At 48.1% G+C, this 12,124-nt stretch carries 10 protein-coding genes and 1 pseudogene; 3 read left to right on the forward strand and 8 right to left on the reverse strand.

Annotation, left to right across the window (positions count from 1 at the left end; genetic code table 11):
* Positions 1-155: 155 nt before the first annotated feature.
* From OH663_RS04810 to OH663_RS04830, 5 genes are all read right to left on the reverse strand, one after another.
* Complete coding sequence (locus tag OH663_RS04810) at positions 156-1,163, reverse strand: FecCD family ABC transporter permease (protein ID WP_048221349.1); 1,008 nt, start codon at positions 1,161-1,163, stop codon at positions 156-158.
* A gap of 2 nt (positions 1,164-1,165) precedes the next feature.
* A complete protein-coding gene (locus tag OH663_RS04815; protein ID WP_200011020.1) occupies positions 1,166-1,915 on the reverse strand; it encodes a class I SAM-dependent methyltransferase in 750 nt (249 codons plus the stop codon).
* Positions 1,912-2,865: an ABC transporter substrate-binding protein gene (locus OH663_RS04820; RefSeq protein WP_233617227.1), complete on the reverse strand. Its 954-nt coding sequence runs from the start codon at positions 2,863-2,865 to the stop codon at positions 1,912-1,914. Before OH663_RS04820 ends, OH663_RS04815 begins: the two co-directional genes overlap by 4 nt.
* Positions 2,865-4,967, reverse strand: coding sequence for a TonB-dependent receptor (locus tag OH663_RS04825; RefSeq protein ID WP_200011019.1), 2,103 nt, complete (start codon positions 4,965-4,967; stop codon positions 2,865-2,867). Before OH663_RS04825 ends, OH663_RS04820 begins: the two co-directional genes overlap by 1 nt.
* A gap of 199 nt (positions 4,968-5,166) precedes the next feature.
* Entirely contained in the window at positions 5,167-5,343 is a 177-nt protein-coding gene (locus tag OH663_RS04830; protein ID WP_200011017.1) for a hypothetical protein, read from the reverse strand.
* Between the two features lie 581 nt (positions 5,344-5,924).
* On the opposite strand from OH663_RS04830, the gene OH663_RS04835 reads away from it, so the two are divergent.
* On the forward strand, positions 5,925-6,482 hold the full coding sequence (locus OH663_RS04835) for a nucleotidyltransferase family protein (RefSeq protein WP_045443742.1): 558 nt from the start codon (positions 5,925-5,927) through the stop codon (positions 6,480-6,482).
* Positions 6,483-6,991: 509 nt separating this feature from the next.
* The gene (locus OH663_RS04840; protein ID WP_200011015.1) at positions 6,992-7,855 is read left to right on the forward strand and encodes a DUF5677 domain-containing protein; all 864 of its coding nucleotides are present in this window, start codon (positions 6,992-6,994) and stop codon (positions 7,853-7,855) included.
* 210 nt (positions 7,856-8,065) lie between these two features.
* On the opposite strand, the gene OH663_RS04845 is transcribed toward OH663_RS04840, so the two are convergent.
* On the reverse strand, positions 8,066-8,980 hold the full coding sequence (locus OH663_RS04845; protein ID WP_200011013.1) for a hypothetical protein: 915 nt from the start codon (positions 8,978-8,980) through the stop codon (positions 8,066-8,068).
* A 307-nt stretch (positions 8,981-9,287) separates the two neighbouring features.
* On the opposite strand from OH663_RS04845, the gene OH663_RS04850 reads away from it, so the two are divergent.
* Positions 9,288-10,448 carry an IS30 family transposase gene (locus tag OH663_RS04850; protein WP_200011011.1) on the forward strand — a complete coding sequence of 387 codons (1,161 nt, stop codon included), beginning with the start codon at positions 9,288-9,290 and terminating at the stop codon, positions 10,446-10,448.
* 127 nt (positions 10,449-10,575) lie between these two features.
* Here the strand turns inward: OH663_RS04850 and OH663_RS04855 are convergent.
* Positions 10,576-11,243: pseudogene (locus tag OH663_RS04855) on the reverse strand (tyrosine-type recombinase/integrase); the annotation flags it as partial.
* Between the two features lie 166 nt (positions 11,244-11,409).
* Positions 11,410-12,124 (reverse strand): redox-regulated ATPase YchF (ychF, locus tag OH663_RS04860; RefSeq protein ID WP_263525691.1); only part of this gene is annotated, 715 nt, incomplete at its 5' end.

Below are 12,124 nucleotides of genomic sequence, written 5' to 3' on the forward strand. Positions count from 1 at the left end.
CCTTAGAGATTTAATCCCTTATGCCGATGCTGGGGAAAATGACTCTTTATCGTTTTTCATCTGCGCCCACTCTCTGACTATAAACTCAAAGGTGTTAGATACGCCACCGATCTTGCGGCTGGAATAGCGTCAGCGAGTACAGGATCACCACATTGCTATTTGGTCGTTCTGGATATCAGGAACAAGAAGACAGGGACGCCTAAAAGCGCGGTTAAGATCCCCACGGGTAATTCACGTGGGGCAAGTATCGTGCGTGCCAGTGTATCGGCCAGTACGGCGAAGATAGCCCCCGACAGTATGGCTGCAGGCAGCAGCGTCCGATGCCGATGGCCGATAAGCATCCGTGCGATATGCGGGACGGTCAGGCCGATGAACCCGATAGCGCCACAGCAGGCGACGACAACCCCCGTCAGCAGCGTAAGCAGGCAGAACATTACCAGTTTGATCTGGCCGACTTCCACACCCAGGGATTGCGCGGTAATGCTCCCGAAGGTCATAACATCCAGCTCCACGGCGCGCCACCAGCAGAATAGCCCGACAGGCAGCAGCACCAGCGCACACAACAGCACCTGCATCCAGCTTGCCTGAGCGAAACTGCCCAGCAGCCAGAACATTACCCCACGGGTGGTATCCGCGTCGGTCTTCCAGAGCGTGATAAGCGAGGTGAGCGCCGACAGCAGTTGCGTGACGGCCACGCCTGTCAGGATGAAGCGGCTGGAGGAACCGGAAAGGGATTTTCCCGCCATCGACAGCACCAGCACAAAGGCCAGCACCGCACCACAAAATGCCCCTGCCGGGACAGCCGCCCAGCCCACACTGAGACCGAGCGCGATAACCAGCACCGCCCCAGCGCCAGCGCCGGAGGAAATACCCAGCACCCATGGATCAGCCAGTGGGTTGCGCGTCAGCGACTGAAGCACGGTTCCAGCCAGCGCCAGGGATGCGCCTGCCAGCGTGGCCAGCAGGGCGCGGGGCAATCGCAGCGACCATACAATCCGCTGGTGCAGTGTTCCTTCCGTATCGCTATGCCAGTAACCCGCCATCACGGCGTTCACCACCTCATCAAGTGAGAAGGTGACAGGGCCGAATTTAATGGCAACACACAGCACTAGCAGTAACGCTGGCACCAGAATCAAAACACGGATGACGGAGGAACGTAGCATGGTTATTTCCAGCCAGCGATAACGTAATCATCCAGGAACTGCCAGACGGTACCAGTCTCGTCAAAGCCTGCCTGACGCAGCATGGCGAGCTGGAATTCTATCGGCGTCGGCAGCGGCATCGGACGGCCAGCAAAGATAGCGGTACGTTCATCCATTTTTTCGGCAAGTTCAGGGTGGCGGGTTGCTGTTTCAAACCAGGTATCCCAGTCCTGCGCGCCCGCCGCCCAGCCTTGTTCCTGCGTCAGCTCATCGTGCATTTGCGCCATCAGTTTCTGGCGTGGGTTGCGGTTATCAAAACGCTGGTGGTCGGCATTCATGAACAGGCCGCCCTGATCCAGAGTGTGATAGATATTGCGGTAAAGCACAGTCTGCTGTTCCGGTAACAGCCAGTGAATGGCCGTACTGGATACCATGGCCTGCGGTTTTCCTTCAACGGAATCAAAACAGGTCGGTAGCGCGATATCAGCATGAATGAACTGGATGCGGTCTTTGTGCTCGATCATGGCTTCTTTTGCCAGGGTCAGCAGCAGTGGATCAAGATCGATGGCCGTCACCCGAGCGTTCGGGAAGCGGTTTAACAGGCGCAGGCTAAAGGAGCCTGGGCCACAGGCCACATCGACAACGTGAAAATCATCACCAAAGGTCATTGCCAGTACATCGAGAGCGGCGGTGAAACGTTCTTCGCGGTGCGCGATGTAGGCGTTTTGTTGCTGATCCCAGTTATTCAGTAAATCGCGGGCTGGAAAAGTCATTGTGGTTCCTTGGTAAAAGACTGCATTTGCGTGACAAGTCGATGCAAGGCCAGTACAGAACGCGCAGAAGCGTCCATGTCGTAGCCTGGCAAGATGATGTAGTGCCTTGCTTTGACGGCTTTCATGCTGGCCGTAAGCGGGTTGTGCTCCAGAAACTCAATTTTGCTTTTGGCGCTGTCACCTGGGCCGCCACGTTTTAAGTCGCCCAGCACCAGAAAATCAGGATCGAGAACCGCGATTACTTCCCAGTTCATCGCGGGCCACAGCTCACGATAACCATCAAAGATGTTTTTACTGCCAATGGTCTGCGTAAGCAGCTCGGATGCACCGTAACCGCCTGCCACATAAGGCGTGGCGGTATTGGAGTACCACCACATCAGTGTTTTGGGCGGGAGCTTCACGCGAGTATCGGCAGCTACCAGCGCTTTCAGCCTGGTTATCAGAGCGTCAGCGCGGGGGGCAACGTCATAGATACGGGCGAGATTGCGCAGCTCATCGTAAATCCCCTCGAAGGTGACGGGGGCAGGGGTTGCACCTTGCAGCCCGTTGCACATGCTTTCGATAAGCCAGCTCCCGATTCGCCATTCCTCCAGGCGTTCGCGGTTAGCGGTTTCAGGGCTGTTAAACCAGTAATAGCTCCCTGAGTAGATAAAGTCCGGCCGGGAGGCTAACAGCGCCTCGCCAGACCAGGCCGCGTCATCGAGCTGGGCTTTTAGTGGAGCAGCCCAGGGCGACGGCGCGGTATCTTCATCTGGCCGATACCCCACCGCGCTGATGATGGAATCCCCCAGATGCAGAGCGAGCATGTTTTCTATCGCGGTCGGCATGTAGGCGATAGCCCGTTTCGGTGGGTGTGCGAACGTCCAGCGCTTGCCGCAGTTTTCAAGCGTTACCGGATGGGCAAAGCTGTTGCAGGCAACCAGAAGCGGAAGAATGGCGAGACGAAGCATCAGAACTTCATGTTCACGTAGGCTTCATAGGTACGGCCTGGTGCGATCATTTCCTGGCCTGCGTAGGTGCGCTGCCAGGTGTAGAAGCGAGCGGTCAGGTTGCGCACGCGGGTGCCCACCACAACATCTTTCACCAGCTCGTAATCAGCGCCCAGATCAACGGTGGTGTAATCACTCATCTTGTTGGTGTTCGCATCATCGTTGTAGCTGCTCCCCACGTAGTGGAGTTGCGCGTCTAAGCCCAGTTTCTCGGTCGGCATGTAGCGCCCAAACAGGTTGGCCGTCCATTCTGGTACGTAGCGCGGCTGGTTGCCAGACAGGTCTTTAGTGCCTTGCTTGAACTCATCAAAGCGGGCGTGGGTGTACGCCACATTACCGGCAAGCGTGACGCTATCAACTGGCTTCATTGCGCCGCTTAACTCAACACCGCGTGAAGTCTGTTTGCCGACCGCGTTCCATACGCCTGCTTGCGTAGCAGATTGCTGGTAGAGGTTGGTTTTCTGGAGATCGTAAACGGCCAATTTCATTTCGCCGCGTTTATCCCAGAAAGCACCCTTCACGCCTGCTTCATACTGGCGAACATCGGTGAGCGGCAGGGATGTCTGTTCCGGGCTGATAAAGAAGATATCGCTGCCAGGTTCTTTCCCGGTGGAGTAGTTTGCGTACACCGTCCAGTCATCGTTGATAGCCCAGCTCGGGCCCACGCCCACACTCATGAAATTATAACCACGGTCGATGACTTTCCCCGCCTGCTGGTAGTTCCAGTGCATATCCATATTGGTGTAGCGGAGCTGGGTAAGCAGGGCGACGGAATCCGTTACGTTAAGGTTGTCTTCCAGCAACAGGGCGTACTGGTTCTGGATGATGTGACGAACTGGGGCGCGCATCTTGCCACCCGCGCCAGCGCGGAAGGTGTTAGAGGCCGGGTTAGTCAGGGATACATCTTCACCACCAGGGAAGCCGTTCGAGTAATACTGGAATTCACGCTTGCTGAAGTCCACGCCTGCGGTCACACGGTTATCCATGGAGGCGATGGAGTGATCCCAGGTCACCATGGTGCGGTTGCCCGCCAGCTTGTCATCGTGCGCGATTGCGCCGTAGGAATCGCGGGTGGTGGTGCCTGCTGCCTGCGTCTTCGACTGGAAATAGCGCTCGGCGTTCTGCCACTCGCGGAAGCCTTTGTAATAGTAAAACTGGTTATCAAAGATTAGGTATTCCGTGGCGCGCCAGGTCTGGGTGGACTGGATAGAGGTGGCCTGGCTGCGGATGAATGCGTCCTGAATGTTGTTGTAGTTCACATGACGCAGGCCTTTATCGATTTTGCCATCAATTACCGGCGTACCAAAATACGGGTTGTGCTGGTCGGTCAGGCTGCGGTCAAGATCAAGCGTAACCTCGGTGGTGTCGGTCGGGGTCAGCAGCAGGTTGGCCGTCACGCGTTCTGGACGGCTGCGTTCTTTTTCGACCTGAGTTCCGGTATTGGATGCGCTCACATCCACACGGCCAGCGGCCAGACCGTCTACCAGAGTACCGCCTGCGCCTACATGGGCGCGATGGCTGTTATGGCTGGAATAGCCATAATCCACTTCAACAGGCTGCGGTATGAAGGAGGCCTTGCGGGAAATCAGGTTTACGCTGCCGCCTGCATTACTAAGCCCGTTCAGCACAGAACCCGTGCCGTAGAGGATATCGACGTTTTCATAGTGCGCCGGATCGGCAATCTGGATGGTACTGCCTGGAACGGCTACGCCATTCAGCAGCCAGGACACACCGGAGAAACCGCGCAGGGATACCGAGTTAGACAGAGTAGGGGAACTGGTGCCCGACAGACCTGGCGCTGTTTCCACCACTTCAGTCAGGGTGCGTTTGCCTTTCTTCTTCAGGGTTTCTTGGCTGATGGTTTCCGTATGGCGTGGCGTCTGTTTGTCGGTTAAACCCAGACGGGAGCCGGAGCCTACGGCAAGCAGTTTAGAATCCGTCTGCTCGGAAAAACTGCTGCCATTGCTGGTGGCCGTAACCACCAGTGTTTCTTCAGCGGCATGAGCGAAGGATGAAAGACTGGCAAAAACGCTAAGTGCGATAAGGGAGGGTGTAAATTTCATAAATCTTCTTCTATTTTTAAGTTATGTTATAACATAACATTATTTGTAATAAAAAGAATCATCCTAAGTGGTTTAAGTCGAAAAAACTGCATGGCATGCCAAATGGTTCCATGACGGAATGCGTTTCAGTGGTATTACTTCCCCTGCCAGGAGAGTTAGAACGGGTAGGTTGCGTCTGTAACAGCCTGATCGTCGGTAGCTATGTCGTCAGATTATCAAAGGCACTCAGGGCGATGCCGCGTAAATTGCGAGTCGGTGCCGGGTTGAGGAACGTTGTATTGCCCAAAGCCTTCGCTTTTCGTAGTCCGTCGCGTGCGGTTTCCAGAGGGATTTCAAAGTGTGCGAGTGCAACAGTACTTTGCTTGAGTTCTGGCAAACAGCATGCCATATGACAACGGATACCAACGGGAGGTTACCACTGAACTTATTTGCTGGATAAATCGCAGCTCAGCCAAAAATAGGGATACTGAAATCGCTGCAAGAAGGGCTGGCTTTTTGCTCTGGCATCTATCTTCAGTGGTTATTCAAACAGTACACAGCTATGACTCTTCACTGATATATCAAAATTGTCCGTCTGGACCATGCTGAAATTGATCTGATTAAGAAAGGAGCATCTGTCATTGATATTGCTGTTCAATAGGGTTACGAATCTCAACAGACATTCCCCCGGGCAATGAAATGCCATACCAGTCTTAATCCCGGCACCATATGGAGGAAAAATAGAAGGTCGAATAGCGTCAGTCCGTAGTAATGCAGGCTTGTTTATGTCTGTCCCAGATAATCGCCTTCTGCTCTGGCGTGTAGTTAATCCGAGTTCTTCGTTTCATGGCAACGTCCCCCTTGATTAAGGATAGCGTTGCATCGACCCGTTGAACTCACAGCGAGGAGCGGACATGGACAGGAGGATGCTGATAATATTTCCACCAGTGGGTTATTGTTTCCAACAGGGGGATACGAATGGAATACCAAACGTCATTGCAGAAAATATTGTCAGATGACCCTGTAAGAATGAAGATCCTATATGCAGTTCGAGCACTGGAACTCAATGATGGTTGGATCGGAGCGGGATTTGTACGAGACGCTGTTTGGGATCACTTACATGGATATGGGCTAAGTCCAATTTCTGGTGATGTAGATGTCGTCTGGTTTGACTGTGAGCACTGTAGCCCAGACCATGATCGCTTCCTTGAAGACAGGCTTAGGCAACAATTACCTTCGTTATACTGGTCAGTGAAGAATCAAGCCAGAATGCATCAACGTAATGGTGATCATCCCTATACCTCAACAGGAAATGCTTTACTGCACTGGCCTGAAACAGCTACGGCCGTGGCTGTCAGATTGGGGAAGGAAGGTCTCGATATCACTGCGCCTTATGGACTTTCTGACTTATTTGAACTGCGTTTACGACCGACTCCTGCATTTGAACGTGAAAAGTTGGACTCTTTCAAACAACGGGTCACTACAAAGCAATGGTTGGAACGTTATCCCAGATTACAGCTTATCGTTTCCTTATAACCTCTATACGCAGATATCCCGGCTATTGCAGTTCGATTGTATGATTGACAGTCCGATGTGAGCGAGGAGCGGAAGTTGAACTTAGCCATTGATAGAGAGAGCAATCTACTAAAAGGTATCTAGGCAATACGAAGCTATGCATATCTAGGGGCATCAAAAATCTTCGGTGGTATGAACATCAATATGCTAAACGATACGGAGGTATCGAGATTATATTAGATGATCCTGTTAATCACTAGAACAAACATTTATCCTTTAGTGATTTTTACTACGAAAAATAAGACAACGGCCTTCAAAAAAAATAAGACCCCATAAACTCTGACAGGAAAATGGATAAATTAAACATGGGAGAACTCCCAAACATTGCATTTATCGAAAAAAAGTTATATATTAATTATTACAATCTCCATTAATTACTAAATTTACCGATTAATCAATATTACAAGCTCGAGGTAATAATGCACATTCTCGTCAAGGAATTCATAAGGAAAAGGGCCATTTCAGAAAGCATGGAGTTAAATAAACCTTTGCACGATGGGTTATATTATCTCGAAAAACTAAATGATATCATTGAGCGTTCTTGCCGAGAAAACGTAGAAAAACTTGTCAACGAAGTTCATTGGCCATCAATGCATGATATGTATAGAAGAAATTATGAATATTGTTGTGGAGTATTTGGTGCCTTTTTAATTGGTCAAATTCCATCATGTGAAGCCCTTTGCAGAACAGCAATAGAGGGTAGTGTTAATTTACACTATATAAGTCTTGGAGATTCAATGACCAAGCAAATTTCCTACTTCAAAGATCACTTAGAAACTGAACGTAAACAGAATAAAAACTGGAAGCGCAGCATTGAAGATTCTACATATTCTGATGAGGCTAAATCTGAACACCTACAGAGAATTTCTGATAAAGATCGCACTTTAGATCACTATGAATATGCACTAAAAACATCATTTGCGTTAAGCAACATTGATTTCGATATAGTTAGTCTAAAATGGCCCAGTATTTTTGAACGTTTCAAAGAAATAGGACAAGAAGTTGGATATAGAACTATTTATGCAGCCTTATGTTCTCAGGCACATAATGACGCGGAAGATTCTCTAAATAAAATAATGGCTAGAATTACAGAAAATGTAAGCGGAATGGAAGAAGCTCAATGGATTGAGCAATACAATTTTTCTCTATATATGGCTCTTACTGCCTTAGATTACCACACATTCGCCTCAATAATGTACATTGCAAAATTTGAGATTGACGTAAAAGAAATGATAGAGTTAAAGCATAGTATTATCAATTTAATTTTATATATAATTGATAACGGTCCTCGTATGGTCTCGGAGAAAATAAAAATAGAATCGGCGAAAGTTTAATAGCGGCATTAGGAATTTTATTAATATGATCTTAACCCTAGAATATATTTAAATATAAAAACCTGGCTACCCGCTTCGCATCAGAAACGAGTGGCCACGAAATGAGTTATTTCAGAGCCGAGTGAAAACGGGGTGCTCTTTTTAAATTGCAAATTCAAAACAAACTAAAAATACATACACTTGCATAATAAAAACGTAACTGTAGATTCATTATTTATTGATAACACCACTAAATACTTTTAAGAATAATTCTTTATTTTCATCGATGGCTTTTTGCGTGGTAGCAATGTCAATTACATTGAAATTACGATAAAGAAAAACTTCAAGCAAATGAATATATGCAACATGGAAAATATAATATGCATGGGCATATGTTTTAAGTTTTGCAGAACTACTTCTAAACGGAGGGTTAGTTTCCCCATGAAAACGTTCATTACGGAACTGAGGCATCGTAACCGCAGTTAAGAAGAGGGCTCTATTTTCAGTAGTAAGTTGATACTTCTCATTTACAATACTTAGTTCATCACCCTTCAAAAGTCGTTGAAGTAATCTGCCTACATTACGTTGCGTTGTTGCTTTATCAGATAGCCAGTCAGGCTCATACTTATTGAGCAGATCAGTGTAGACCGATTCAGTTAAACTACCAATCACTCTATTTCTAAAACTTTTGACATTGTTATCACTAGGATTAGATTTATACGAAATATTGTTTTCAAATATCCTCTTAGCAACAAATTCGCACGTTTGCAACGGAATTATATCAGTTAGTGAAGCATAACTATTGCAGGTATCAGAACTTTTGCTGATATGATTATAAAAGACACTGAATCTACCATTGCGAGAGCCGGATATATTCTTAAGCCTGAAAAACTCTGCATCCAATGCTTTCCAGATACAATCAAAAGCGATGTCTGGTCTTAAAGGCAACTGATTTAAACACTCAAGGTAGTGTCTAAGAAGATTATGGAACTCTGTATTATTGGTATATTTTAATTGAGCTGGTGAAAATATTTGGCAAAGATCATTATCACTCATCTTTTGCTTTAATAGCACTTCGCTTGGGAATAGTGACTCTTTTGGCCAATTATTGTTTAAATCTACCCTCTTTTTTTTTGCATCATTCATCTTAAAACTATCTCCATTTGACCTGTTTTTTTTATAATAGTACCATTTAATTATACTTAACCAACATACCATAGTTGGTAGATTCTAAGTCAACAGATTATTCTTGGTCGCTTATTTTCGATAAACATTACATAAGAGGTTGCATATGCATGATGTCAATATCCCCTCTATGTTTAGCTTTAAAACCACTCAACAATGGTTTGACCTGCTTCCTACTGATTAACACATTCATGTTAGCAACGTCTGCTCCTGGCTGTGAGTTCAATGGGTCGATGCAACGCTATCCTTAATCAAGGGGGACGTTGTCATGAAACGAAGAACTCGGATTAACTACACGCCAGAGCAGAAGGCGATTATCTGGGACAGATACAAGCAAGGTGATTCCCTGCATGATATCGCCAGAATGTTCGACAGATTTCATTCTTCCATTATGCCCACTATCCACCAGACAGGCGGCTACCGTCCTCCCGTGCGAAAGCGGCACCGATTAGCGCTTTCGCTTGATGAAAGAGAGGAGATATCCAGAGGGCTGGTAGCAAAACTCAGTATCAGGGACATCGCCGCCAAATTATCAAGAGCGCCCTCAACGATTAGCCGCGAGGTCAGGAGGCACGGTGGTGCAAAACAATACCGTGCAGCAAAAGCCGATGCTACTGCATGGGAAAATGCGCGGAGACCAAAACCTTGCAAGCTAATTGAAAGCCCCGCATTGTGTAAAATCATTGCAGAGAAGATGCATCAGGACTGGTCGCCGGAACAGATCGCCGGTTGGCCGAAACGCTGTTATCCGGATAATCAGGAAATGCATGTGTCACACGAAACGATTTATAAAACGCTTTTTATACAAACCCGGGGAGCATTAAAAAAAGAGCTGCAGCAATGCCTCAGAAGCGGAAGAGCTGTGCGTAGATCCAGAACGTCATCGCTAAAAGGGAAAGGATTAGGGTCAATCCCGAACACTATACCTATCAGCGAAAGGCCACCAGACGCGGCTGACAGAGCCATTCCAGGTCACTGGGAAGGTGACTTGATTCAGGGCTCGAAAAACTCCTATATCATCACCCTCGTAGAACGTCATTCCCGTTTTGTTATGCTGGCGAAGATCAGAGACAACAAGACCATAACGGTTATATCTGCACTCATCAGACAAGCCCGGGAATTACCTACTGAGCTTTATAAAACATTAACTTGGGATCGTGGCGCTGAAATGACCAGCCACACACGATTTACTGTAGTGACAGACATTCAGATTTATTTTTGTGATCCTCAATCTCCCTGGCAACATGGCTCAAATGAAAATACGAACAGATTGCTCAGACAATATTTTCCAAAAGGAACTGACTTATCGGTTCACAGCCAGCAAAGACTTAACAGTGTTGCCAGACAGCTCAACGAAAGGCCGATAAAAACGCTAGACTATGAATCACCCGCAGAACGGTTCAATAAGTGTGTTGCGTCCATCAGTTGAACTCACAGCACAAAGCGGACATTGAGGAAGGAGTTCAATCCTCGAGGTTTACTAAGTGCAATAAGTTCTACTCGAATCCTGCTACCCCTTTGCCCAGCTTATCAGCCCATTCCTGCATCATAACCTTTCACTCATCGAGATAAGTTACATGGCTGTATGTGCGACGAACATTGTTGGTATCAGCGAACGCAAGTTGGGCCTCAATAGCGTCGGGTTGATAGCCCATCTCGTTTAAACGTGTTCTTCCTGTAGTTCTGGTATATAGGTACCACTCCAGCCGAGGCTTTTAAGTAGCCGACACAGAGAGTGCGATGTCATTGGGCTTAGCGGATTATCCCTGCCCGGAAAAAGGTGCTGCCGATGCCCGGTTAATCCCTGTAGTGTTCTGAGCTTTTTGACAGCTTGGGAGGGCAGGGGAATAACGTGTTCTCTACAAGCTTTCATTCGCGCTGCCGGAATGGTCCACAGGGCGCTATCAAGATCGATTCTGCCCATTCTGCTTCGGTAACTTCAGCGGGACGCGCAAGTGTCCACCACATTAACCACATGCAATAGTTTACCTGGTACGAGCCATGACTATTGTCAAAACAGCTCAATAGTCTCCCGATTTGCTGTGGGTTTAATGCCTGTTTGTGTTTTATTAGCAGGAAGGGGCTTGCGCGCAGGCCAGACGGGATCGCTATCAGCTCCAGGCGTCGCGACTGCCAACTCGAAAATTGATGAAACGGTGCGGCGAGCTTCCGCAGCAACTGTCGGGGCTCCCCGTTTAGCTGTTTCCTGAAGAATTTCAAGGATGAAGATGGAAGAATGTTGTACTCATCCGCGCACTCATTTTTGACTGCGTTGCTACGAGATGAATTGAGACGTTATGAAAAGAAAAATCCACGCAATTGCGTGGATTTTATGGTTTTTTGCGATTTTTATGAGATTCAGCGAAACCTCATGAGACAACCAATTTTATTTAGACGTTGAACAGGAAGTTCATTACGTCGCCATCTTTAACGATGTAATCTTTACCTTCTGCACGCATTTTACCGGCTTCTTTCGCGCCTTGCTCACCCTTGTAGGTGATGAAATCTTCAAACGCGATGGTTTGTGCGCGGATAAAGCCTTTCTCGAAGTCGGTATGGATTTTACCGGCAGCCTGTGGCGCGGTGGCGCCAACAGGGATTGTCCATGCGCGGACTTCTTTCACACCAGCGGTGAAGTAGGTCTGCAGGTTAAGTAGTTCGTAACCGGCACGGATCACGCGGTTCAGGCCCGGTTCTTCCAGCCCCAGCTCTGCCATAAATTCGTCACGATCGGCATCGTCAAGTTCTGCGATATCGGATTCAACTGCAGCACAAACGGCAACGACCACAGAACCTTCAGCGGCGGCGATTTCACGCACTTTATCGAGATATGGGTTGTTCTCAAAACCATCTTCGTTGACGTTGGCAATATACATAGTTGGCTTCAGGGTCAGGAAGCTCAGGTATTTGATAGCCGCTTTGTCTTCGTCAGTCAGGTTTTTCAGTGCACGTAACATACCGGCGTTTTCCAGCTGTGGCAGGCATTTTTCCAGTGCAGCCAGTTCTGCTTTAGCGTCTTTGTCGCCACCTTTGGCTTTCTTCTGCACGCGGTGGATAGCGCGCTCACAGGTATCAAGGTCGGATAAAGCCAGTTCGGTGTTGATA

Source organism: Citrobacter sp. Marseille-Q5395 (genome assembly GCF_947057495.1).
In the GTDB taxonomy this organism is placed as follows: domain Bacteria; phylum Pseudomonadota; class Gammaproteobacteria; order Enterobacterales; family Enterobacteriaceae; genus Citrobacter; species Citrobacter murliniae.

What these genes read in the sequence shown, in the direction of transcription:
- OH663_RS04820 (WP_233617227.1), bottom strand. Translation starts at nt 2,865, where the DNA reads ATGCTTCGTCTCGCCATTCTTCCGCTTCTGGTTGCCTGCAACAGCTTT.
- OH663_RS04845 (WP_200011013.1), bottom strand. Translation starts at nt 8,980, where the DNA reads ATGAATGATGCAAAAAAAAAGAGGGTAGATTTAAACAATAATTGGCCA.
- OH663_RS04835 (WP_045443742.1), top strand. Translation starts at nt 5,925, where the DNA reads ATGGAATACCAAACGTCATTGCAGAAAATATTGTCAGATGACCCTGTA.
- OH663_RS04810 (WP_048221349.1), bottom strand. Translation starts at nt 1,163, where the DNA reads ATGCTACGTTCCTCCGTCATCCGTGTTTTGATTCTGGTGCCAGCGTTA.
- OH663_RS04850 (WP_200011011.1), top strand. Translation starts at nt 9,288, where the DNA reads ATGAAACGAAGAACTCGGATTAACTACACGCCAGAGCAGAAGGCGATT.
- OH663_RS04825 (WP_200011019.1), bottom strand. Translation starts at nt 4,967, where the DNA reads ATGAAATTTACACCCTCCCTTATCGCACTTAGCGTTTTTGCCAGTCTT.
- OH663_RS04840 (WP_200011015.1), top strand. Translation starts at nt 6,992, where the DNA reads ATGGAGTTAAATAAACCTTTGCACGATGGGTTATATTATCTCGAAAAA.
- OH663_RS04815 (WP_200011020.1), bottom strand. Translation starts at nt 1,915, where the DNA reads ATGACTTTTCCAGCCCGCGATTTACTGAATAACTGGGATCAGCAACAA.